This window comes from Thalassospira lucentensis, from assembly GCF_011806425.1.
Lineage (GTDB): Bacteria > Pseudomonadota > Alphaproteobacteria > Rhodospirillales > Thalassospiraceae > Thalassospira > Thalassospira lucentensis_B.
Map to the genome: position 1 here is coordinate 272682 of NZ_JAATOV010000001.1, position 24628 is coordinate 297309.

Genomic DNA, 24628 nt, shown 5'->3' on the forward strand with positions numbered 1-24628 from the left:
GAATGCTGATTAACGCTGCGCGGTCAGGCCGCGGTCAGCCAAACCATCTTGCGGCTGATATTTTGGCCAATTGCCACTGGCCAGCAAATCAAGTGATGGCGTTTCCTGACCAAACCGCGAACGATACATCCAGAAATTCGCCATCACACGCTCGACAAACAGTCGGGTTTCACGCGATGGGATGCTCTCGATGAAGTAAAGCGGATCAACATTATCGTTAAGCGCCTTCTGCCAGCGAATAAGATTACCAATGCCACCGTTATAGGCCGCCATCAGTTCCAAGATGCCGTTATCAACGCCATTCTGCTCAAGCAAATAGTCAACGTATTTCTGACCAAGCGACAGGTTAACTTCTGGCCGATAAAGCTCAGCACGGTTTTTGCCGCGGAACTGCTGATTGCCAATATAGTTTGCGGTCGCTGGCATCAGTTGCATCAAACCACGTGCACCAGCATGGCTGCGCGCATCGGCTTTAAACCCGGATTCTTGACGCATGAACGCATAAATCAGGGCACGGTCAACTTCATAGCCACCTTCTGGTGCCCATGGCGGAACCGGATACAGCGCATTCACGATCACTTCGCCAGTTTTCTGCGCGATATAGCTTCCCAAACGCATGGTAAGGGATGCGAAGTTTGCGGTATCGGTCAATGCCAACACAGCACGACGCAGCGAGTCATCATTTTCAGCAGCAGCTTTGCGCAATTCACGTTCGGCTTCATCACGCTGATTGACCTGCAAAAGTGCCAGTGCACGACGGCCATGCGGATCAAGCTTCAGCTTGTTCGCACGGTTTTCGTCAAGCTCAAGGCTATCCCAGTCAAACGCATCGTCGCGGCCAAGCGCACGCATCGCAAGCAAACCATAAAACGAACGCGGATATTCCGCCGCACGGTTCAACATTTTGTCCGCTTGTTCGAAACGGCCTGCGGCCAAATCGATACGTGCGGCCCAAAATGCGCCCGCTGTACGGGTCCAGCTTGATGCGTATTTATTGGTGCTCAGATCGACGAAATGTTTGTGGGCAACATCCATCTTGCCCAAACGCCACGCGGTCAAACCGGCTGTCCAATGCGACTGCGGCAGGTATTTCCCAGACCGCTTTGCGGCTTGTCCGGCAAATTTCAATGCAAGATCAGGTTTACCGAAATAGTAATACCCCGATGCAATGGACGTACGGGCCTGATCAAGCTCAAAGGAATCAAACAGACGTTTTGCTTCCTGGCTTTCGATCACCTGCAACGCCCCGGTCGGCCAGCCCGTACGAATACGGTGGCGAATCCGACGCTTAAGCGTTGAAAGCCGCGCACGTTGCTTGGCCGAAAGGCTTTTGGTCGATTTATGATAATAAGGGCGGATATCTTCGTAGTCGTACCCGGCCCCCGAAACATAACCGCCAACCGGCTTTTTCGGATAGCTGGCAGTGCCACGGCGGGTCAGCGCAAGTTTATAAATGCGCGGTGCCTGCGGCAGATCGGCATATTTCGCCAGCCAATCTTTAAGTTCCTTGTAACGCGAACGATAAGCCGTCGGGTGCAAATAGCGCTGCGCCATAACATGGCCCATCAGGACATCGTCATTCAGGCGCGCAATTAGGCGGTCCGCATCTTTCCAGCGGCCCTGCTCTTGCACGGCAAAAATCTGTTCGTAAAGTTCTGCGTCACGCTTGGAAAGCGGTTTTGGCAGCGACACCGAAAGCGTATCACCAAAATCAGGGTTGCTCAGCGACGCTTGTTCCGGCGTGTCAGCGACAGCAGGCATCGGCGCAGTCATGGCAAATGACATGGCGCAGAAAACAGCGGTGATTAGGCCCCGTCGTAGTGCCGTTTGCACACGCGGTCGGTTTGTTCTTAGTGCTTCGATCAAAACTAGTCTATTCCCCAACGAGGCTGTATCGCAAAGCCACGTATTTATCGCGAAGCAGTTTGATGTCGCAACCCGTTGCAAGCGATGTTCCCCCGCGCAACGGCGGTTCTTATAACAGGAAACGCCAAAACAGCGAAATGATTTATCCAGAATCAATCACTTGGCGTGGCCTCTCGGCCATCAACGGCAAACTGCATATCTCCTATGCACCCCGCCCAAAACTGCATATTTACGAAAGTTTTTGCAAAATCGCGCGCAAATCGCGCCATGCTAGTCGCTTTTGTTCGGGTGTTCGCAACAGATATGCCGGGTGGAACATCGCCGTCAAATCGGCCTTCGCACCATCGGCAAAGACCATTTCCTTCCACGTTCCGCGCAACCGGGTAATCCCGCGATCTTCTTCCATCAGGGCCTTGGCCGAACTGCCGCCAAGGCAAACCACGACTTTTGGCACAATCAGTTCAAGGTGACGACGCACGAACGGCTCGCACACGGCGGTTTCCGCTGTGGTAGGGGGCCGGTTTCCCGGCGGACGCCATGGCAAAATATTGGTGATGTAAACTTCTTCACGCGAAAGCCCGATGGATCGCAACATCGCATCCAAAAGCTTCCCGCTTGGCCCAACAAACGGCAGCCCCTGCCGATCCTCTTCTGCACCGGGGGCTTCGCCGACCAGAACAAGCTTGGCCTCGGGATTGCCGACACCAAACACGGTATTGCTGGCCGACTTTTTAAGCGCGCATCCTTCGAACTTTTCAATCGCGTCTTTAAGCTCATCAAGCGTCTTGGCGGCCGCCGCGGCATCACGGGCAGACTGGCGTGCTTCGTGCGGCGTATCTGACAACAAGAACCCACCATCGGCGGGCGCAGACGCCATTCCACCGCTTTGCGCCGGGCCGTTATTTGGTCTAGCTCCAGAACCGGAGCCCGGACGCGCAGCAGACGGCCCACGGCCAGCCCCTTGCCCACCTGCCGGGGCAAAACCCGGACGGTTGGCAGCATTTCGGCTTAGGCTCTCGGACGCCTTAAAGCGATCAAGCGGTTCATCCGCGATCGCCTCGTCCACACCCATTTCATACTGCCAAATCAGCGCTTGAAACGGATCGAGATTATGTACATCAAAATCTGTAATTGGTTTGCTCATTTACACAAAGACGGTGTATGTTGCGCCGCACCCGTATATGGCACGCATGAATTTTGACAGACCTTAACGATTTTGGTCCACTTGCACCATATACAAACGCGATGTTAATCGGTACATCTATACCGATTAAACAATAAATGTCAGAAATCAGGGCTTGGGCGAGACCCTGATCGGTAAATACCGGCTTGCGACTAAACGGACGGAAACAGTCCGATATGGTTGGCAACCAAAGGAGAGAGGCCAAATGGAACGCGAATCCATGGAATTTGACGTGGTTGTCGTCGGTGCCGGTGTGTCCGGTCTGTCGGCGGCCATCAAACTGATGCAGCTCGCCCAGGAACAAGAAAAAGAAATCACCGTCTGTGTGGTGGAAAAAGGTTCCGAGGTTGGCGCACATACCCTTTCGGGTGCTGTGATGGAGCCCCGCTCCATGAATGAACTTTTCCCGGACTGGAAAGAACGCGGTGCGCCGCTGAATGTCCCCGCCGGTGAGGACCAGTTCATGGTGCTGAGCGAAACGGGTGCGAAAAAGCTGCCAACCCCGCCACAGATGCACAACAAGGGCAATTACATCGTCAGCCTTGGCAATGTCTGCCGTTGGCTTGGCGAACAGGCCGAGGCCCTTGGCGTTGAAGTTTATCCTGGTTTCGCCGCTGCCGAAGTTCTGTTTAACGAGGATGGATCGGTCAAGGGCATCGCCACCGGCGATATGGGTCTGCAGCGTGATGGTACACCGGGCCCGAACCACGAACCGGGCATGGAACTGCACGCCAAATATACCTTCTTTGCCGAAGGTTGCCGTGGATCGCTGTCTGAACAGCTGATCAAAAAGTTCGATCTGCGCAAAAATTCCGATCCGCAAACCTATGGCATCGGTATCAAGGAACTTTGGGAAGTTGATCCGGCCGTCCACAAAGAAGGCCTGATCCAGCACACCACCGGCTGGCCGCTTGATAAGGACACCTATGGCGGATCATTCCTGTATCATCTGGATAACAATCAGGTGGTGGTTGGCTTCGTGATCGGTCTTGATTACGAAAACCCGCATCTCAGCCCGTTTGAAGAATTCCAGCGTTTCAAAACGCACCCGAATGTCCGCAAGATTTTCGAAAATGGTCGCCGCATTTCCTATGGCGCACGCGCGCTGAACGAAGGCGGCTTCCAATCGATCCCTGATCTGGTCTTCCCTGGTGGGTGTTTGATTGGCTGTTCGGCCGGCTTTATGAATGTGCCCAAAATCAAAGGGTCACATACCGCGATGAAGACCGGCATGCTTGCCGCCGAAGCCGCGTTTGAAGCCCTGACCGCTGACGAAGTACCGTCATCGATGGAAAGCTATCCGTCGCGTCTGAAAGACAGCTGGGTTTATCCAGAACTGCACAAAGTGCGTAACATCCGCCCAAGCTTTGCGAAATGGGGCTTCTGGGGGGGCATGGCCTATAGTGCGGTGGATACATATCTGTTTGGCGGCAAGGCCCCATGGACCTTTAAAAACCATGCAGATCACGCTTGCCTGAAACCCGCCAGCGAAATGCCAAAGATCGACTATCCGAAACCCGACGGCAAAATCACCTTTGACAAGTTGTCTTCGGTCTTCCTGTCCAACACCAACCACAGCGAAGATCAGCCAATCCACCTGACATTGAAAGATGCCAGCGTGCCGGTTGACGTGAACCTTGCGGTGTATGACGGCCCAGAAGCCCGCTTCTGCCCGGCTGGGGTGTATGAGTTTGTCGAAGACGAAGATAACGGTGGCAAACGTCTTCAGATCAATGCCCAGAACTGCGTGCATTGTAAAACCTGCGACATCAAAGACCCGACCCAAAACATCGTCTGGGTCGTGCCAGAAGGCGGCGGAGGTCCGAACTACCCCAATATGTAATTTGGAAGTCCAACCGGATTTCTCCATACAAATAAGGGCCGCATTTTGCGGCCCTTATTCTTTTGTCTGATGATTGGAAAATCTGGCTTATTCCGGCGCATAGCCAAATGCAGCCGGCGGGTTTTCCGCCGTTTCGGTCCAGACACTTTTGGGCTGCATATATTCCATCAGCCCTTCCTTGCCGCTGGACCGGCCATAGCCACTGTGACCAAATCCGCCAAACGGCGACATGACGTTGATCGTCTTATAGCTGTTGATCCAAAACGTTCCCGCACGCACGTTTGCCGCAACCCGGTGCGCACGATCAACGCGGTTGGTCCAAACTGCACCAGCCAGCCCAAACTTACTGTCATTGGCGATTGCAATTGCATCGGCTTCGTCGTCGAACGGAATAACCGACACAACCGGGCCAAAGATTTCCTCGCGCGCGATGCCCATATCGTTGCGCACATTGCCAAGCACCGTCGGACGCAGGAAATAACCATCGGCACAGATGCCGCCTTCCGGGCGCGCACCGCCGGCCAAAACCTCTGCCCCTTCTTGGCAGCCTGCTTTGATCAGGCCCTCAATTGTCTGATACTGGGCCAAGTTATTAATCGGCCCAATCTGGGTTGCGGGATCAAGCGGATCGCCTACCGGGATCTGATTGGCCCCATCGACCAGCATATCGACAAACCGATCAAGCACGGATCGCTGGACCAACAACCGCGATCCGGCCACACAGCTTTGTCCCGCACCGCTGAAGATCGCAGCCTGTGCGCCAAGAACCGCCCGTCTCAAATCGGCATCCTCAAAAACAATATTGGCCGATTTACCGCCAAGTTCCAAAACACAGGGCACAATATTTGCCGCGGCTTGGGCCGCAATCGCCGCCCCGGTTTTGGGTGATCCGACAAACACAACCTTGCGCGTGACATCATGGGTGGTCGCGGCCACACCGGTGGTCATGCCAAGCCCGGTCAAAATCGTGATAACCCCATCAGGCAGACCGGCCTTTTTGCTGAGCCCACCAAGGGCAAGCGACGTTAACGGCGTCATTTCCGATGGTTTAAGAACCGCAGCATTGCCCGCACAAAGGGCGGGTGCCAATTGCCAACCGGCTGTAAAGATCGGTGCGTTCCACGGTGTAATCTGGGTGATCACGCCATATGGCTCTGGCCGGGTATAGTTAAGGTGACTGGTCGGAACCGGGATCACATCGCCATGCAGTTTGTCCGCCCAACCGGCGTAGTATTCAAACATTTCAGCGACTTTAAGAACCTCGACCCGGGTATCGCGGATTGGCTTTCCGGCCGAAACGGTTTCCAACACAGCCAGTTGCTCAAGATGGTCACGCACCTGTTGACCAATGCGCCACAAGATACGTCCGCGCTCCGCCGCCGGAAGCGCCCACCAAACACGTTGACCTTTTTCTGCCGCCTGCATCGCGGCATCAACAACCTCGGCGCCTGCATCTTTAAGTTCAAGAAATGCCTTGCCGGTTGCCGGATCAATCAGATCAAACGCTTCACCACGCCCAGCCATCATTGCCCCGTTTACCCAGCTTCCGATCTCAGCGTCGCCAAAGAAGGGCTGCATCGCCGCCTTGTAATCGCGATCCATCAGGGTTTCGTTTGCCACGGTCATTTTTATTCTCCTGCCTTAAGGGGATCGGTCTTGGTTACGGTGTTTGTCGCGGACGTGTTTTTCAACTCGGTGATCCGGTTGAAATCTTCGCCATCGGCAAGGCTATCGGCACTTTGCGCCCATAACTCACCGGCCAGCTCAGAAACCGGCATCGCGATATCTTTCTGTGCTGCCAACGCCATGGCAAGGCGCACATCCTTGCGCATCAGGCCCATGGTAAATCCGCTGTCAAACGCACCGTTCATCACCCACTTGGGATAATTGACCTCGCTAATCGCGCTTCGGCCTGACCCGGCATTCAATGCATTTATCAGGTTCTCGACCTCAACCCCGGCTGCGGTGCCAAGGCGTATTGCCTCGCTCATGGTCAACAGGTGTGTTGCCACGAGCATGTTATTTACAATCTTCACCGCATGCCCGGCACCAACCGGCCCAACATGGGTGATCTTGCCACCCAGCGCGGTTAGAACAGGCATCGCCTTTGCAAAATCGCTTTCCGATCCGCCAACCATCATCGTCAGTTGTCCTGAATTGGCCCCGGCAGGGCCACCGCTGACCGGCGCATCAATCAGGATATGACCAAGCCGACGCAGCGATTGGTCAAGCGCGCGGGTCACATCGGGCTCGGACGTTGTGGTGTCAATCACCAGACGCGGTCCGCAATCACAGCCCGTCAGCCCACCGTCGCCCGTCAGAACCGCCGTGACATGCGCCGCTGTTGGCAGCGACAAAATGATGGTGTCACAGGATTTAAACAGCTCCTGCTGGCTTGTGACGATGGCGGCCCCGGCCTCGGCGGTTTCGATCCGCCGGTCGTTGGAAAGGTCAAACCCAACAACGGCAAAACCTTCGCGTAACAAGGTCCGCACCATGCCAAGCCCCATATTGCCAAGGCCAATCACGCCTATGGTACCGGTGTTACCGATGGCGCCATCTGCACCAGTATTCGAATTCGTCACGATACTTGCCTCTCTGTTCGTTCTGATATGGCTGCGGACATACGGGTTCGTTCGGGAAAAACATACGTCTTACCCCGCGCTCAGCGCTGATCCGCACCGATACGTCCGTTCATATTTTTGAGTTACCCAGCAACTGTCCGGTGGAACTGGGCCATATTCAAGATCAATTGCCGGAACATGTTGTTGCCGAAACAGCAACAGATATGCTCTGATAAAGGCATCACCCGATAAATTGATGTTATGCACATGAAAATTGACGACAAACCGCTCCGCTATTTTCTGGCCGTGTTCGAAGCAGGCTCTATCCGCACCGCCGCAGACACCTTGCGGATCGCACCATCGGCCATCAGTCGTCAGATTTCTGCACTAGAAGCCCGTCTTGATACGCTGTTGATGGAACGCACCAAACGCGGGATTATTTTCACCGAATCTGGTCATATGGTCGCGGCCCATGCCCGTCGGCGCATCGAACTTGATGAAAGTTTTGCGGTTGATTTGGCCGCGGCGCGCGGGGCGATTGCAGGTACGGTCCGCATCGCTACGGGCGAGGGTTTCGTTGTGGATTTGGTCAATCATGTGGTGCGGCCGTTGCGTGATGGATTTCCCGACATCCGGCTTGAAATTGATGTTGCCGGCACGGAAAAAATCACACACGGCATCTTGCGTGATGACTATGATATGGGGCTTGTTTTCAATCCCCCGCGCACCGCAGACCTTGAGTTACTGGCCGAGGATCACGCACCGCTTTGCGCGCTTGTCCCGCCACAGTTTCCCTTAGCAAAAAAGAAAACCTGCAGCTTTTCCGAAACGCTTGGCTATCCGCTTGCACTGTTAAACCCGCATTTTGGCGTTGCCAAACTTTTGGCCAACACAGATCAGGGCGACCGGGCGGCAAAGGATGCCTTTTTGACAGCCGATTCGATCAATGTCGCCATTCACTTTGTTCTGTCGGGGGGCGGGATTACCTATCTTCCGGCCTTTGCCGTATCCCGACAATTACGCAGGGGCGAGATCGTTGCCATCCCAATGACAGACGATTTTCTATCCCGCGTCCCATCCCATCTGTTGGTGCGCAAAGGTCGACCAAAAACCGCCGCAGTTCGGGCAGTTACCGGCGTCATCCGCGATCGGATGGAGGCATTTGGCGCGGCTTGGTATCCCGACGAACATCGGTAAGCCCGAACACCCTGTTGCCGAAACGGCAACAGCAAGCTCCCAAAATGGCACTTGCCCCTTTTTCACCAACTTTTCATTGTCACACAAAATTCCGGCCCTCAAATACGGCAGGATTATGAAACTTGCCAATGCTGGAAATTACAGGGATGGCACGGTCCGTTTTGCCAAAATCGTCGGCGAAATGCGCCCATCATCGTCAATGACACTGTTTATCAAGGAGACAGGGATAATGAATGCGCTTCGGGGGCAAATGGGGCTATGGAAGCTTCATCTGGCCGTTATTGTGATCGGCGTCGTTGCCGAACTTATTGGTATTCGTAAAATTCCATTTGGAATTGGCGCGATCCTTCTTCTTCCGCTGCTTTATGCCTTTGTCATGGCCGCACTGATGAACCCAAATGTGATGCCTAAATTTGGCAAATTCATTGGGGAAAAAGAAGTCAAAGCCGCTTCTCCGCTGATCGTCGTTGCGATCATGCCCTTCATCGCAAAATTTGGCACCACCATCGGGCCATCAATTCAAACCATCATCGAAGCAGGTCCTGCATTGTTGCTGCAGGAACTTGGCAATCTGGGGACCATTGTTCTGGCCTTCCCGCTTGCAGTTTGGGGCCTGAAAATGGGTCGCGAAGCCATTGGCGCGACCTTCTCCATCGCACGCGAACCAAACCTTGCCATCATCGCGGACCGTTATACCCTTAAAAGCCCAGAAGGCACGGGCGTTATGGGCGTGTATGTGATTGGCACCCTGTTTGGCACATTCATCTTCGCCATTTTGGCGTCTTTGTTTGCCAGCGTCGAATGGTTCGACCCGCGCGCATTGGCCATGGCATGTGGTATCGGCAGTGGCTCCATGATGGCGGCCTGCACTGGTGCCTTGACCGAAGCCATCCCTGCCATGAAGGACGAAATCCTTGCCCTTGCTGGTGCAAGTAACCTTCTGACATATGCAACGGGTCTTTATGCCGGGCTGTTCATTGCCCTGCCCGTTGTTGAAAAACTCTATAACGCAACCGCAGGCAAACGTGATCTTGCCGCCACCAAAAATAAGGAGGCTTGATCATGGCCAACAGCACCATTGCAAAAGAAACCACCCGCCCGGAAATCAACCTTGTTGATCATGCCGTCACTCTGGTCATTGTCTGCCTTGTCGGCCTGATCATGAACACGGTTGGCCCGGCCATTCCGCTTGCCGATGGGTTTGTCGGCATGATCGTGATCTATTTGATTTCGATGGTTGGCTTGATCCTGACCCGTTTCTCACCGTTTTATATGCCAAGTGTTGCTTGGATCTCGCTGGTCGGGATTGTGGCGACCCTGCCCTGGACACCAGGTTCTGAATGGATCGTCGCACAGGCAAAATCGGTTAACTTCCTTGCCCTTGCCACCCCGGCTCTTGCCTATGCCGGTTTTGCAATTGCCAAAAAGGAAATCGAAGTTGCCAAGCATTCCGGTTGGAAACTGATCGTTATTGCTTGCCTTGTTTTCTTTGGCACCTATGCCGGTTCGGTTCTGGTTGCCGAGGGCATCTTGCGCCTGCAAGGCATCTAAACCAAACCAAAGACCTCTCACCGGGGCATCACACACGTTGCGATGCCCCGGTGGGATATACTGCTGAAAACTGCCCTAGATTTTCCGTTTCCGTTTCAAAAGATCGAGTATGCAGATGACTGTTAACGCGCCTGCCCTTCATCCTCGTGCCACCGAACTTGTTGATGAGTTTACTGCGTGGCGACATCATCTGCATGCTCATCCTGAAACGGCATTCGAAGAAAATCTGACCAGCGCCTTTGTCGCTGAAAAACTGAAATCCTTTGGTCTTGAAGTCGCAACCGGTATGGCCAAAACTGGTGTGATCGCCACCCTTAAGGGCAACAAAGGCGATGGCAAACGGATTGGCCTGCGTGCTGACATGGATGCGCTTGACATCCACGAAACCACCAACCTGCCCTATGCCTCGAAATATCCCGGCAAAATGCATGCGTGCGGCCATGATGGTCACATGACCATGTTGTTAGGCGCGGCAAAAATTCTGGCCGAAAATCCCGATTTTGCCGGTACGGTTGATTTCATCTTCCAGCCCGCCGAAGAAAACGAAGGCGGCGGCCGCGAAATGGTCAATGAAGGCCTGTTTGATCAATATCCGTGTGATGCGGTCTATGGCATGCATAACTGGCCGGGACGCGATGTCGGCACCATGGCGATGAAGCCGGGTCCGATGATGGCAAGCTACGATGTGATTGAAATCGTCGTCGAAGGCAAGGGCAGCCACGCCGCTATGCCGCATTTGGGACGCGACCCGATCACCACCGCAGGTCAGGTTTTGCTGGCCCTGCAGGCCATCGTGTCACGCAACGTCAATCCGCAACAAAGTGCGGTTATCTCCCCGACACAGATTTTTGGCGGCGACACCTGGAATGTGATCCCCGATACCGCAACCATTCGTGGCACCGTGCGCACATTCGATCCCGCCATTCAGGACATGATCGAAGAACGCCTTAAAACAGTGGTTCATTCAACCGCTGCCGCATTTGATTGCCAGGCAAAGGTATCCTATCAGCGGCGCTATCCCGCCACGATCAACACAGAAGCCGAAACTGGTATCGCACAGGCCGCCGCAGCCAAGGTGGTTGGCGCACAAAACATCGACACCGACCCAGAATCCTCGATGGCCAGCGAAGATTTCGCCTTTATGCTCAATGAAAAACCGGGCAGCTATGTCTGGCTTGGCAATGGCCCGACCGATGGCAACTGCATGCTTCATAACGCGGCTTACAACTTCAATGATGATGCCATTGCATATGGCGTCACCTATTGGGTCGCACTGGTGCACGAACATCTGTCGGCCTAAGGTCACATCAGATTTTCCTTGTGTATGATGCAATCTGCGCGTTCAATACCCGCCCTTTTTTAGGAGCGGCCGAACATCATGAAGATTGCAATCGTTACACTTGATGGCTTTAACGAGATTGACAGCTTTGTCGCGCTTTCGATTCTAAACCGCGCCAAGTCAGATGGGGTTTGCGCCGAAATTACCGGCATGGGTGACACGGTGACATCCCTGAATGGTGTGACCGTTTCGGTGCAAAAACCGCTTTCATTTGCCGCACAGGCCGATGCCGTCATATTTGGCAGCGGCATTCATACCCGCGACCATATCAACACGCCCGACCTGATGGCCGAACTTTCGCTTGATCCGTCCCGGCAATGGATCGGGGCGCAAGGTTCGGGGGCGTTGTTCTTGCATCGTCTTGGCTTGTTACCGGCCACCATCACAACAGATGCACAAACCCGTTCCGTCTTGGGCCGGGCCGACACCATTGTCGAAGATCGCCCGCTTGTCGCACAGGGCAACATCGTCACCGCGGGCGGCTGTTTATCATCGGGTTATCTGGCGGGCTGGATGTTGGCCAAGCATCTTGGAATGGATAAGGCGCTTTCGATTTTGGAATTTGTCGCCCCGATTGGTCAAAAATCACAATTTTCCAAACAGGCCCGCGACATCATTAGCAAACAGTTAGATGTCCCGGCAAAGCGCCCGCTTTACTGCTAGAAATCACTGATCGTTCCCCCCGCACCCAACGTAAAGCTGACAAAGACCAGCTTATGGTGTTGCAAATGCTTTGCCTTATAATTGCCTACTGAGTAGGCTACCGCTGAGTTGCAATATGGTATTGCATGGAATGCGGCACTACCGAAACCGATTTGCGGATGCAGGATAAGCCTTTGAAACGTCAATTCTTACACATCATCCTTCCGGTGGCAGCACTTGCTCTGTCAGCCTGTGGCACCATGTCCAACGACAAGGGGCAGGCCGAATTCACATATCCGCAAAGCGATGGTTTCTCGGGCAATTTCCTGGCGGGTAAAGCCGCCCAGATGGAAAACAGCACCGATTATGCTGCGCGCTATTTGCTGCGCGCGCACGAACTTGATGCCGATAACAAGGAACTGCGCCGTCGCGCGTTCTTGGCTCTGGTTTCCGATGGCCGCATCGCCGATGCCGAGGGCATCGCACGTCAGCTTTATGCCGAAAACCACGAAGACCTGTTTGCCGTCATGGCAGTCATGGATGCCGACATTCAAAACGACGACTACCAGTCGGCACTTGATGTGGTTTCCGGCCTGCCCAAGCGGGGCATCAACGCCCTGATCGCGCCACTGGCCAAGGCATGGCTTTATGCCGGCCTCAATGACCAACAGCAGGCCCTTGCCAGCTTGAACGAAATGGAAGGCAACGGGGCCCTGAACCCGTTGTCGGAATATCATCGCGGCCTGATCTTGGCGTATTTCAACGATCTTGACGGCGCCGAACGTGCCTTGGCCAGCGCATATGGCGACCCGGCTGATGCGCCGCTTCGCGCCGCCGAGGCCCTTGGCGCTGTCTATGAGCGCAAAGGCCAGACACAAAAAGCGGCCCTTCTTTATTCAAGCTATATGGACCGCCATCCACAATCTTTGGCGATGCCCTATCACCTGCGTCGCCTTGAACGGGGCGACCCGCCGCTTGCGACGGTTGTGACACCGGCATCTGGCCTTGCAGAAGCCTATCTTGATATCGCGACCCTGCTTAGTCAGGAAAATGCGGTTGATCCGTCGCTTTTGCTGGCACGCTATTCCCTGTCGCTGCGTCCGGGCGATGACATTACCCGCCTTCTGGTCGGGGAAGTCATGGAAATTCAAAAACGCTTCGAAGCAGCCATTTCAGTCTATAGCGCGATCCCAAAATCATCGCCGCATAGCTGGAACGCCCGCCTGCGCATTGCCTCAAGCCTTGAGCAGATCGGCAAGGCCGACGAAGCCATCGCCCTTCTCAAAGACATGGTCAATGAACGCGACAGCCGCCCGGATGCCCTCATCCAGCTTGGCGACATCATGCGCTTCCAACAGGACTTTGCCGGTGCGGCAAATGCCTATGATCAGGCGATCAAACGTTTGGGTGGCGAATCCCAAGTTGGTTGGCGTTTATTGTATCGTCGCGGGATTGCCCATGAACGCGCCGGGAATTGGAAAAAAGCCGAATATGACTTCTTGCTTGCGCTCGAACTCGAACCCGAACAGCCTTATGTGCTGAACTATCTTGGCTATAGCTGGGTTGAAATGGGCAAGAACTTCGACAAAGCCGAAGAAATGCTCAAACGTGCTGTCGCCCTGCAACCCGAAGATGGCTATATCGTCGATAGTCTGGGCTGGGTTTACTACAAACTTGGTCGCTTTGAAGATGCGGTTACCCAACTTGAAAAGGCGGTCGAACTCAAACCCGATGATCCCACGCTTAACGATCATCTTGGCGATGCCTATTGGCAGGCTGGCCGCTATCACGAAGCCCGTTTCCAGTGGAACCGTGCGCTGTCATTCGATCCGACAGATGAACTGCGCGCCACCGTCGAAGCCAAACTGAATGGACAGGTGCCCAGCACCGACCCGCTTGTCGAAAATTGACGCGTTGGGAAGGCATAATTCATGTCCGCAACCTACAGCCAGCCCGCCCCGGCCAAGATAAACCTTTTCCTGCACGTCACCGGGAAACGCGATGATGGCTATCACCTTCTTGAAAGCCTCGTCTGCTTTACCGCGGCGGGGGATGCCCTAAGTGGCGAACTTCGCGACGATGGCAAGATCACCCTTGCCATAACCGGTCAGATGGCTGGCGACCTCTCAGACGCCCCGTCAGAAGACAACCTTGTCATCCGCGCGGCCCGCTTGCTGCAACAAGAAACCCAAACACCGCTTGGTGCGGATTTGGTCCTTGATAAACGCTTGCCCATTGCATCGGGTATCGGTGGTGGATCGGCTGATGCGGCGGCGACCTTGCGCCTGCTTGTCGATATGTGGAAGCTTGATCTGGATGCCGATACCCTGTCGCGTATTGCGCTGTCACTTGGTGCCGATGTGCCGGTCTGTCTTCGCGGTCAAACGGTCTTGATGTCGGGAATCGGTGAAACCCTGACCGACCTTCCTGAATTTCCGTCCTTGCCGATGGTGTTGATCAATCCGGGCAAGCCGGTTTCAACACCGGCCATTTTCAAGGCCCGCGAAGAAGACGCCTTTAGCGACGAAAACCTGTGGGACGTCACCACCCACTATCAAAGTGGTGCAGCCCTTGCAGCAGATCTTCAGGACTGTGGGAACGACCTGACGCTTGCGGCAACGTCGATCTTGCCCGAAATTTGCGACATCTTAAATGCCCTGGCCCGCGAAGAAGGCTGCTTGCTGGCGCGCATGTCTGGATCGGGTGCGACCTGCTTTGCAATTTATGACACCCCCGATCAGGCAGAACAGGCCGCCAAGACCATTGCATCGGCCCACGAAGACTGGTGGATTACGCCGACACACACCCTGTCTGAGCAGGCCAAAACCCTGTCAAATATCGGCGCATCCTTCCCCGACTGAAATATTGATAAAAAACCTTGAAATAGAGGGTTGCACTCTTGCGACGAGGACGCTATTTTCCGCGCCACGCACACTGATGGGGCGTGGCCAAGTGGTAAGGCATCGGTTTTTGGTATCGTGTACCGTAGGTTCGAATCCTACCGCCCCAGCCAAGACAAACCGCTTTGAGGTTTTCCTCAAAGCGGTTTTCTTTTTTCCAGATCCCACAAAACATCTCAGCCCACATCAAGTCGCTGCCGCAGCGCGATATACACTGCGACATTGACCTAAATTGATACGAGCATTCCGCGCTTGATTAAGAGATATCTCTTTGCGGTTTGGTCATGTTGGGGCCGGTGTTTTTGGCTTCATACATCGCGATATTAGCCCGTGCCACAAGGCTGTCTGACGTGTCGCCTTCTTCGGGTACGCCCAGCCCAACACTCAGGGTGAGTTCAAGACGATCTTCCTGGGCATGAAACGCAGTGTCGCGGACCTTGTCGGTCAAACGCTGCAGGTATCGAAGCGCGCCTTCGGCCGTGGTTTCGGGCATCAGGATCAGGAATTCTTCGGCACCCCAACGCGAAATGATGTCGGTTTCGCGCATCATTTCGGACGACACTTTGCCAAACAGGCGAAGGGCCGCGTCCCCGGTCTGGGGGCCGTATTTCGCGTTCAGGTCTTTGAAATTATCGAAATCCAGCAATCCGATCACAAACGAATTGTCATAGCGCTTGGCACGTTCAAGTTCCTTGGTCAGGCACTCTTGCATGTAACGGCGGTTATAAAGACCGGTCAGCGGATCGGTTGTCGTAAGGTCTTCAACCTGTTGGCGGCTTGTTTCAAGCGCGCTCAGGTCACGACCGCGGGCGATTTCGTGGCCAACCCAGCTGGCAAACAGACGCACGATTTCGATGTCTTGTCCCGAAAACGGTCGTGTCGGTGACGGGCTTGAAAAGTTAAGTGTGCCAAACCGCACGCCATCAACCATGATCGGCGCGCCAAGATAGGCCTCAAGCGCGAAGCTTTTATAACAGGGATGGGTTTTGATCTCGCTTTCGGCGACATGGTGAAAACCACACACGTCATCGGCCGCAACCACATGACAGCAATAGGTTTCCCCAAGATCAAAGCGCATGCCAGCTTTCACCTCATTTTCAGGATGGATTGCCTGCACAACGTCATAGATTTCCCCATCGATCTTGCTGAAAATCCCGATCGGCAGTCCGAAATGATCCGCCCCAAGATGCAAGATCGCATCCACGCGTTGCGTAAAATCAAGTTCCTGAGATGACGTGATACGCTGCAACCGATGAAGCACGTGTTCAGCAGCTTTTTGGCCTGCGGCAGGTGTGTCGGTTGACATGACTTCTTTCCACTCCAAACGAGATATCTGTTATCCGCAATGGGTCGGAACCACGTTACGGGCCCGGCGTCAAAAGCGCGGCATTTTATGTAAAAATTTCCACCTGCCTATAGCACACATAAGCGCACAACTTACAATTAGAATAGTCTTACCTGCCATGACGAATAGCAGGCCTATCTAAGGCGTTGATTCGCGGTACGGTTCATTACGGCAACAAGGTCCGCAACGCGTGACACATCAACCCGCGTTCGGCCGTCCGCAACGCGGGTGCCGCCGGCATCCGTCAGCTTACAGGACGCATGCAGTTCCGCCGCCCCCGTGGTGGCCAAAATTTCCACGGCATTGAATGCCGTCACCCCGGCACCGGGCAAAATGCCAATCCGGCCAGCCGCCTGCTTGATCAGTGCGGCAATCTGATCGGCACCCGATTTGGCATCGGCCTGCCCGCCACTTGTCAGAATACGGTCAAAGCCGATCTCGATGGCCTGTTCAAGCGCATCAAACTGATCCGGGACCTCGTCAAAGACGCGGTGCAATGTGGTTTGCAGGCCATCACATGCGCCCATCAAATCACGAAGTGCCGCGACGTTAAGGTGCTGATCCGGATCACAGGCGCCAAACACAACACCCACCGCACCCGCCGCCCGCGCAAGGGTGATTTCATGCGTCATGATGGCAAGCTCGCCCGCGTCATAGTCAAACCCGCCCGGCCGGGGTCGAATCATCACCATGCATGGGGCAGAAATACCTTTTATCTGGGCAAGCGCACCCGGTGTTGGGGTTAAGCCGCCCAATGCCAGCGCAGAACAATATTCAATGCGATCCGCCCCGGCCTCGACCGCGCGCGTGGCATCGGCAAAGCTTTCCACACAAACTTCCAGCAACGGGCGATGCATGGATGTATCATCACAAACACTACGCATGTTCTGTCCCATCTTTCGCATCCGAGACGGCAACTGCATCATGCAGCAACGACGCGCCGCGCAGGCCGCCATCCTTGCTATGTTGGCCCGGCACGACCAGTGGCGCGTCATACCGCCCCAACACGCGCTGGCGGACCATTCTATCAAGCTCTGCGATCAGGTTTGGCTCTGACGCCAGTCCACCACCGACTGGCACGCAATCGGGATCAAGCACATTGACCATCAAGGCCAATTCGCGCGAGACGAGGTCGCAATAAATTTCAATGCTCCGCGTTGCCACGTCATCGCCCGAACGCCATGCGTCGGTGATGTCAAAACTGGTGATGCGGTTGCCGCTGGTCTGCGCATGGATATGCTCCAATCCACGCGCGCCACCCCACGCATCAAGGCATCCGGTGTGACCACATCCGCATTTCACTGGTGCCAATCCATTGCGGATTAGCCCCCCGGTCACGTCATTGCCATGCCCCCATTCACCACGAATGCCACTGCGCCCGCCGATGAATTGACCATCGACAACAATACCGCCGCCAACACCGGTTCCCAGAATGATGCCAAAGACAGTACGATGATCTCGTGCAACGCCGGTTCGCGCTTCGGCCAGGGCAAAACAATCGGCATCGTTTTCCACCAGAACCTTGCGGCCCAGAATTGCCGATAACTCGGTTTCCAGACACCAGCCCATAATCGCGGGCACATTGGCCGAAATCACCGCACCGGTTTGCGGATCAAGCCCCCCGGCGAAACTGACCCCGATATTGGGGCGTTCGCCAAATTCAAGGTCGGCTTCGTCAATCAAGTTAGACACCGCCGCAACAAACGCATTGCGGTCAAGTGACGGTGTGGGGGTTTTACTGTGCAACACAATGTCGCCAGCATCATCAAACACCCCGAACTCGATCTTCGATCCACCAATATCAAACGCGTATTGCATCGTCTGTCACCCCGTCAGCACTGATTATACCGGAATACACGACACACAGCACCGCCGCAAAAAGAAACGGCACCTGCCAAATGGCAAGTGCCGCTTTCATCACGATGATGTTCGTTCTGGTCGGCGTTCGCTTAAGGGCGCAGACGCGCAGCCAATGTGTCATATTCCGGCATCTTATCAACCGGGCCAAGGGCGGTGATGGTTGGTTTGCCTTCCAGCAACGCCTTCCCCGCACGGCGGACACTTTCAAGGTCAACCGCGTCGACCTTGGCAACGATTTCTTCCATGCTTTGCGGACGACCGAAAATCTGGATTTGACGGGCCAAGGTTTCACAACGACCGGAATTGCTTTCCATCGCCATCACCACAGACGCCTTAAGCTGCGCCCGTGCACGGGTAACTTCGACTTCGCTCAGATCCTCGGTCGCGCGCACCAGTTCGTCACACATCACCGGCATCAATTCGCCAATGTCATTGGCCCCGGTCCCGGCATAAATCGAAAACAGGCCGCCATCGACATAATGCGACGAGAAACTGTAAACCGAATACACCAAGCCGCGCTTTTCACGGATTGCCTGGAACAGGCGCGATGACATGCCCCCGCCCAAAAGCGTGTTAAACACCTGCAGATCAAAGAAGCTGTCATGGGTATATGACACCGTCGGCAGGCCAAAGATGACATGCACCTGTTCAAGCTTCCGGTTCTCGATCCGGCTGCCACCTTGGTATTTAAGCGCCTCGATCTCGTGCTCTTCATGGGCTGGCAGGCTGTCGAATTTTTCGGCAACCATATCAACAATGCGCTGATGCTCTACCTTGCCCGAGGCTGAGAAAACCATGTTTTTCGGGCTATAGCGCCGCGACATGAAATCGAACAAGTGATCCCGCGACAGCGACGATACATTTTCCGGACTTCCAAGGATCGACCGACCGAGCGCCTGATTTGGCAGGGCGGTTTCCTGGAAATGATCGAAAATGATATCGTCGGGCGTATCGTTTGCCTGACCGATTTCCTGCAAGATCACCTGACGTTCGCGTTCAAGTTCCTTCTCATCCAATGTCGAATGCTGAAGGATATCGGCAATCACATCGATAGCCAGTTCCTGATCTTCGTGCAGAACCTTGCAGTAATAGGCCGTATTCTCGCGCGAGGTATACGCATTCATCTGCCCACCGACAGATTCGATTTCCTCGGAAATCTGCAATGCAGAACGACGACGCGTGCCTTTAAAGGCCATATGTTCAAGCATATGAGAGATGCCGTTAATGTCGGGCGTCTCGTGACGCGCGCCAACATCAACCCAACTTCCCAAGGCCACTGACTCAACATGGTCAAGGCGGTCCGTTGCGACAATCATCCCATTGTCAAGCTTGGTAAGCTCGACTGTCATATAGCAGTACTCCTGTGTTTCATTTCATATCCCACAACGCCAAATCGTCAGGCCGCACGCCGGTGTTTACGGACATGCGCCATCAATTCTGCGACATCGTTGGAAATGGGTTCGACCTTTTCTGGTCGGTCATATAGATCAGAAAGACGCGGCGGCAAGTCTGGATAGATGCCAGACGCCTGTTTAACCGCGTCGGGGAATTTCGCCGGATGCGCCGTTGCCAGTGCCACCATCGGCACCGACGTATCGCGATTGCATTCACGTCCCGACACGATCCCGATCACGGAATGGGGGTCCACCAGTTCGCCAGTGGTTTCCAAAACGTCCTTAATCGCCGCACGGGTTTGTTCATCATCAACGCGATAACCATCAAAATGTTCGCGTGCGCGGCCATGCTGGCCCTGCGACATTTCCATCACCCCGGTTTCACGGAATTTGGTCATCATTTCCGCAATCGCCAAACCATCCCGGTCATAAAGATCAAACATCAAACGTTCAAAGTTTGAACTGACCTGAATATCCATCGACGGGCTAAGCGACGGTTCCACACCTTCCATCTTCATCACGCCACTTTCAAAGAAGCGCGCAAGAATGTCATTGCGGTTTGCACCGACAACAAATTGTTTGATCGGAAGCCCCATCTGCATCGCCGCATAACCAGCATACACATTGCCAAAGTTACCCGACGGCACAGAGAAGGAAATTTCACGTTCCGGCGATCCAAGCTGCACACCCGCCCAGAAGTAATAGGCGATCTGGCACATGATGCGCGCCCAGTTGATCGAATTCACCGCCGAAAGCCCAACTTCATCGCGGAAACCGTGATCGTTGAACAATGCTTTGACCAGATCCTGACAATCATCAAATGATCCTTCAACGGCAAGGTTATGCACATTGTCAGACAGGATGGTGGTCATCTGGCGACGCTGAACTTCGGAAACGCGGCCTTTGGGATGCAGGATAAAGATATCGATGTTTTCACGGTCACGGCATGCTTCAATCGCGGCTGATCCGGTATCCCCGGACGTCGCGCCAACAATGGTGATGCGTTCGCCGCGCTTGGCCAATACATGGTCAAACAAACGTCCAACAACCTGAAGCGCATAATCCTTAAACGCCAATGTCGGACCGTGGAAAAGCTCCATCACCCAGTCATTCGCACCAAGCTGCTTAAGCGGTGCGACCGCCGCGTGATCAAAACCGTTATAAGTATCTTCAAGGATCGCCATCAGCGCGTCGTCATCAACAGCCCCGGCAACAAACGGCTGAATGACCTTAAAAGCAACCTGGGCATATGTCAGAGTTCGCAGCGCACGAATATCATCCTTGGAAAAGGTCGGCCAGGTTTCGGGGACATAAAGCCCACCATCACGGGCCAGACCGGCAAGAAGAACATCATCAAACTGCAAAACGGGGGCGCTTCCCCGCGTACTGACATAGCGCACTATACCTGCTCCTGAGTTAGGCAATAACGGCTCTGCATATCTTTGCGCGCAAGACGCAAAAACACACTCCAACGCCTGAGTTAGTGATGGGAAGTGGTGTTATAGTCAAGGGACAATCAAACAGATCAGCCGCCCCATGCGTGTAAATGCGCAAAGCCCTTCAAATCATGGGCGCTTAGTCGACTGAGATGCCGTGTTCCTTAAGTTTCGCCTCGGCAATTGCGGCCCGGCGGACCACGGTACGGTAATTGCCAAGCAGGATTCGCAAAACCGCTTTGACGAAGCGATCCGATCCAGACATTTTTGCTTCAAAGGTTTTGCGCGTGATCGCAACCAAGACCGTACGTTCAACCGCACGCGCCGATGCCATGCGCGGTTGTCGATCAACAAGGGCCAATTCGCCCAACAATCCACCCGCCTCGACCGTACCCAGAATGACTTCTTCGTCATTGCCAAGGGTTTTGAAAATTTCGACTTTGCCTTCCTGCACGACATAGGCGCTGTTGCCGTACTTGCCTTCGCGAAAGATCACTTGGTCGATGGCAAAGACCTGCCGGTCCATCACATTCTTGTTGCCGTCGGTTATTCCCATCTTGCACCCTCATCCATGATGGCGTGGGGCCCAACACATAATGGGGCCGCACACCCTTCGCGCCACGGATCACAGGTCAGATGCGCCAGGCCGCCAATCATCCATCGGCGGCCTGCGTTTTTCGGAACGTCTTATTTCGGACCGTAGCGATTGATCATATGTGCCTTGAACGCATCAATACCAAGAACCTTGCCGGTCGCCGATTGCAAAATATCATCCGTCGAACGGCTTGATGCCTGACTATGGATGTTCTTGCCAAGCCACGTCATCAAGGGTGCAAAGTTGCCTTCGCCAAGGGCACCGGGAATATCCGGGTTGGCTTCTTTGGCTGCGGCGTAAATTTGCGCGGCGGCCATCGCGCCCAGGGTATAAGTTGGGAAATATCCCCACGCCCCGGATGGCCAATGGATATCTTGCATACAGCCATCCCGGTCATTGGGCGGGGTAATCCCCAAAAGCTTTTGCATCATCTCGTTCCAGGCCGCTGGCAGATCGGAAAGTTTCATGTCCCCTTCGATCAAGGCGCGCTCAAGTCGATAGCGCAGGATCACATGCGCCGGATAGGTCACCTCGTCCGCGTCAACACGGATCAGGCCCGGCTCAACCCGGGTATAAAGGCGATGCAGGTTCGATGCATCCCACGCCCCACCATCGCCGCCAAAGGCCTTTTTAAACACCGGTGCTGCGTATGTCAGGAAATCCTCAGACCGGCAGGCCTGCATTTCCACCAACAGAGACTGGCTTTCATGCATGGTCATGCCGCGTGCCTTGCCAACCGGCTGATCGCGCCAATCTGACGGCAGGCCGCGTTCATACATCGCATGGCCGGTTTCGTGCAAAACACCCATGATCGCGGACGTAAAGTCGCTTTCGTCATATCGGGTGGTAATGCGCACATCATCTGGGATGCCGCCACAGAACGGATGATGCGAAATATCAAGACGCCCGTGGTCAAAATCAAACCCAACCGCCCTCATCAAATCCAACCCGACCCGGTTTTGCGTTTCAATCGGGAACGGCCCGGTTGGTGCAATTGGCGCATCTTCGGATTTCTGGCGTTCAATCACCTCGGCGGTAAAGCTTGGCAGGAAATCTTCAAGTTCGGCAAACAGGCTATCGATCCGATCAGACCGCATCATCGGATCATATTGATCCAGCAACGCGTCATAGACCGATGTGCCCAGTGCCGCGGCCTTGGCATTGCCCGCCTCAATCGACAGATCCAGCACTTCCTGCAACTTTGGCAACAGCCCCTTAAAGTCATTTTGCGCCCGTGCATCGCGCCATGCGACTTCACATCGCGTCGCGGCCAACGACATTTTTTCGACCAGTTCGACCGGAACGGCTGTGCCATGTACCCAGGCACGTTTCATTTCGCCAAGGTTTGCTTGTTGCCACGCATCAAGTTCTTCATCGCCCGCGGCCGCGATCAAATCGCCCATATCAGGTGCGTTGATCAACTCGTTGCCCATCACATCAAGGGTCGCAAGCTGATCCGACCGGGCATTGGCCCCGCCTGCTGGCATGATTGCGGCCATATCCCAATGCAACATCCCGCCAATATCAGACAGAATATTCATCCGGCGAAAACGGGCTTCGAGGGTTTTATAGGCTGTGGTCATCGCGGACTCCTGGGCAACTTGTGGGCGACGGGGCGTTGGAAGGCTAAACGGTAAATTATCGCGAACGATAGCGTGAACAAGGCCGGATGAGAATGCCTCATTCCGGCCTTTTAAGCTGTGCTGTTTGATGGACTTTGGGGCTTGCCGTAAATGCGGAATAACCGCCAGCGCCAAGCACCCAAACGCCGATCAAATCACGTCTTAGGCATCTTTGGCGTCATTCTTATCTTTGTCGCCTTGTGGGCGACGATGATAGATGACGAATACGACAACCAGTGACAGTGCAAGGCTGTACCATGTGATGGCATATTGCAGGTGGTTATTGGGCAATTCGACCTTTGCCTGTCCGCCAATCGGAAGGCCACCGGAAACCTCGTCTTCGTCGACTTCCAGATAATATTCGCTGGCAAGGTCTGCTCCGCTGTCTTCGGCCATGTGGCGCACATCGACATAGAACCACTGATTATTCAGCGCATCATTTTCCGGCTGTGCCCAATGTTTTTCTTTGGGCAAGCGCAAGACGCCGGTAACACGTACCGGTTCTTCAATCAGGGTTTCCGGGCGGGTTGCCGGATCGCGGTTGTCGGACGGGACCCAACCACGGTTCACCAGAATAATTCGGCCATCATCTTGTTCAAGCGGGGTGATCAGTTGAAAGCCAACATTGCCGCGACGGGTGCGCGCCATCAGGTACTTTTCCTGATCGTGCAAGAAACGTCCTTCGGCATAGGCCGCCCGAAACGCCATCGCAGGATCAAGTGGCCGGTCCGTTGGCACCGCAATCGGCGGCAAGGTAGATTGTGCTTGGCGCTGCGCAATCAGGTTTTCTTTCCAGAACAACCGGTCAACCTGCCAACTGCCAAGACCGACAAGAATGATCAGAGACAATCCGACACAAATTTTCATCGCCATAGACGGGCGCGTGGTTAATAGAGGCATAAAATGAAATCAGTCCTGTTCGGAAGTCGTTCGATGGCGATATTGCAAAGCGACCATGAGACCTTTTAGCGGCCGAAGCAAGGCCAGTGTCACACCAAGGATGGTGGGGGCCCAAATCACGGCATGCAGCCAAAGCGGCGGTCGATAGGTCATTTCGCCCCATAATGCGATAGGGACGATCACAAACCCAAGAATAAAAATGATGAAAATCGCCGGGCCATCACCGGCATCGTGCCCGCGCAGGTCAAGCCCACAGACGGCACACGATTCCCGAACAGTCAAATAACCATCAAAAAGCTTTCCCCCACCGCAACGGGGGCATTTGCATGCCAGCCCGGTACGAAAGGGGGAAAGGTTTGGATAATATTCCGCCATATCAAAAGACCCGTTT

The 24628-nt window shown here is 54.5% G+C and carries 21 protein-coding genes and 1 tRNA gene; 9 read left to right on the forward strand and 13 right to left on the reverse strand.

Features of this window, described 5'->3' with window-relative positions; genetic code table 11:
* Positions 1 to 9: 9 nt before the first annotated feature.
* Both HCZ99_RS01270 and HCZ99_RS01275 read right to left on the reverse strand, forming a co-directional pair.
* Positions 10 to 1761: a lytic transglycosylase domain-containing protein gene (locus HCZ99_RS01270; protein WP_254869385.1), complete on the reverse strand. Its 1752-nt coding sequence runs from the start codon at positions 1759 to 1761 to the stop codon at positions 10 to 12.
* A gap of 334 nt (positions 1762 to 2095) precedes the next feature.
* Entirely contained in the window at positions 2096 to 3010 is a 915-nt protein-coding gene (locus HCZ99_RS01275; protein ID WP_167445097.1) for a uracil-DNA glycosylase family protein, read from the reverse strand.
* 244 nt (positions 3011 to 3254) lie between these two features.
* Between HCZ99_RS01275 and HCZ99_RS01280 the strand changes: the two genes are divergently transcribed.
* Entirely contained in the window at positions 3255 to 4892 is a 1638-nt protein-coding gene (locus tag HCZ99_RS01280) for an electron transfer flavoprotein-ubiquinone oxidoreductase (RefSeq protein WP_167445098.1), read from the forward strand.
* A gap of 87 nt (positions 4893 to 4979) precedes the next feature.
* On the opposite strand, the gene HCZ99_RS01285 is transcribed toward HCZ99_RS01280, so the two are convergent.
* Positions 4980 to 6518, reverse strand: coding sequence for an aldehyde dehydrogenase family protein (locus tag HCZ99_RS01285; RefSeq protein ID WP_167445099.1), 1539 nt, complete (start codon positions 6516 to 6518; stop codon positions 4980 to 4982).
* Between the two features lie 2 nt (positions 6519 to 6520).
* The gene (locus HCZ99_RS20860; protein WP_368484210.1) at positions 6521 to 7477 is read right to left on the reverse strand and encodes an NAD(P)-dependent oxidoreductase; all 957 of its coding nucleotides are present in this window, start codon (positions 7475 to 7477) and stop codon (positions 6521 to 6523) included.
* 246 nt (positions 7478 to 7723) lie between these two features.
* On the opposite strand from HCZ99_RS20860, the gene HCZ99_RS01295 reads away from it, so the two are divergent.
* The 8 genes from HCZ99_RS01295 (at position 7724) to HCZ99_RS01330 (ending at position 15198) form a co-directional block, all read left to right on the forward strand.
* Positions 7724 to 8653 (forward strand): LysR family transcriptional regulator, encoded by a 930-nt coding sequence (locus HCZ99_RS01295; RefSeq protein WP_167445100.1) that lies wholly within the window; start codon positions 7724 to 7726, stop codon positions 8651 to 8653.
* Positions 8654 to 8882: 229 nt separating this feature from the next.
* Complete coding sequence (locus tag HCZ99_RS01300) at positions 8883 to 9713, forward strand: DUF3100 domain-containing protein (protein ID WP_167445101.1); 831 nt, start codon at positions 8883 to 8885, stop codon at positions 9711 to 9713.
* Positions 9714 to 9715: 2 nt separating this feature from the next.
* The gene (locus tag HCZ99_RS01305) at positions 9716 to 10204 is read left to right on the forward strand and encodes a hypothetical protein (protein WP_167445102.1); all 489 of its coding nucleotides are present in this window, start codon (positions 9716 to 9718) and stop codon (positions 10202 to 10204) included.
* A gap of 115 nt (positions 10205 to 10319) precedes the next feature.
* A complete protein-coding gene (locus HCZ99_RS01310) occupies positions 10320 to 11504 on the forward strand; it encodes a M20 aminoacylase family protein (RefSeq protein WP_167445927.1) in 1185 nt (394 codons plus the stop codon).
* A gap of 78 nt (positions 11505 to 11582) precedes the next feature.
* Positions 11583 to 12206 carry a DJ-1/PfpI family protein gene (locus HCZ99_RS01315; RefSeq protein ID WP_167445103.1) on the forward strand — a complete coding sequence of 208 codons (624 nt, stop codon included), beginning with the start codon at positions 11583 to 11585 and terminating at the stop codon, positions 12204 to 12206.
* 173 nt (positions 12207 to 12379) lie between these two features.
* A complete protein-coding gene (locus HCZ99_RS01320; RefSeq protein ID WP_167445104.1) occupies positions 12380 to 14095 on the forward strand; it encodes a tetratricopeptide repeat protein in 1716 nt (571 codons plus the stop codon).
* A 21-nt stretch (positions 14096 to 14116) separates the two neighbouring features.
* The gene (locus HCZ99_RS01325) at positions 14117 to 15046 is read left to right on the forward strand and encodes a 4-(cytidine 5'-diphospho)-2-C-methyl-D-erythritol kinase (protein WP_167445105.1); all 930 of its coding nucleotides are present in this window, start codon (positions 14117 to 14119) and stop codon (positions 15044 to 15046) included.
* A 77-nt stretch (positions 15047 to 15123) separates the two neighbouring features.
* Positions 15124 to 15198: transfer RNA gene (locus HCZ99_RS01330), tRNA-Gln, on the forward strand.
* A 143-nt stretch (positions 15199 to 15341) separates the two neighbouring features.
* Here the strand turns inward: HCZ99_RS01330 and HCZ99_RS01335 are convergent.
* From HCZ99_RS01335 to HCZ99_RS01375, 9 genes are all read right to left on the reverse strand, one after another.
* Positions 15342 to 16391 (reverse strand): sensor domain-containing diguanylate cyclase, encoded by a 1050-nt coding sequence (locus HCZ99_RS01335; RefSeq protein WP_167445106.1) that lies wholly within the window; start codon positions 16389 to 16391, stop codon positions 15342 to 15344.
* Positions 16392 to 16564: 173 nt separating this feature from the next.
* Positions 16565 to 17314: a copper homeostasis protein CutC gene (locus HCZ99_RS01340; RefSeq protein ID WP_167445107.1), complete on the reverse strand. Its 750-nt coding sequence runs from the start codon at positions 17312 to 17314 to the stop codon at positions 16565 to 16567.
* Positions 17307 to 18248 (reverse strand): ROK family protein, encoded by a 942-nt coding sequence (locus tag HCZ99_RS01345; RefSeq protein ID WP_167445108.1) that lies wholly within the window; start codon positions 18246 to 18248, stop codon positions 17307 to 17309. The genes HCZ99_RS01340 and HCZ99_RS01345 overlap by 8 nt, the downstream gene beginning before the upstream one ends.
* 131 nt (positions 18249 to 18379) lie before the next feature.
* The gene (locus HCZ99_RS01350; RefSeq protein WP_167445109.1) at positions 18380 to 19639 is read right to left on the reverse strand and encodes a M16 family metallopeptidase; all 1260 of its coding nucleotides are present in this window, start codon (positions 19637 to 19639) and stop codon (positions 18380 to 18382) included.
* Between the two features lie 47 nt (positions 19640 to 19686).
* Positions 19687 to 21084 carry a threonine synthase gene (thrC, locus tag HCZ99_RS01355; RefSeq protein WP_167445110.1) on the reverse strand — a complete coding sequence of 466 codons (1398 nt, stop codon included), beginning with the start codon at positions 21082 to 21084 and terminating at the stop codon, positions 19687 to 19689.
* Positions 21085 to 21259: 175 nt separating this feature from the next.
* Positions 21260 to 21676 carry a cyclic nucleotide-binding domain-containing protein gene (locus HCZ99_RS01360; protein WP_167445111.1) on the reverse strand — a complete coding sequence of 139 codons (417 nt, stop codon included), beginning with the start codon at positions 21674 to 21676 and terminating at the stop codon, positions 21260 to 21262.
* A gap of 131 nt (positions 21677 to 21807) precedes the next feature.
* Positions 21808 to 23298 carry a carboxypeptidase M32 gene (locus tag HCZ99_RS01365; RefSeq protein ID WP_167445112.1) on the reverse strand — a complete coding sequence of 497 codons (1491 nt, stop codon included), beginning with the start codon at positions 23296 to 23298 and terminating at the stop codon, positions 21808 to 21810.
* Positions 23299 to 23499: 201 nt separating this feature from the next.
* A complete protein-coding gene (locus HCZ99_RS01370; RefSeq protein ID WP_254869386.1) occupies positions 23500 to 24210 on the reverse strand; it encodes an SURF1 family protein in 711 nt (236 codons plus the stop codon).
* A gap of 36 nt (positions 24211 to 24246) precedes the next feature.
* A complete protein-coding gene (locus HCZ99_RS01375) occupies positions 24247 to 24612 on the reverse strand; it encodes a DUF983 domain-containing protein (RefSeq protein WP_167445114.1) in 366 nt (121 codons plus the stop codon).
* Positions 24613 to 24628 lie beyond the last annotated feature (16 nt).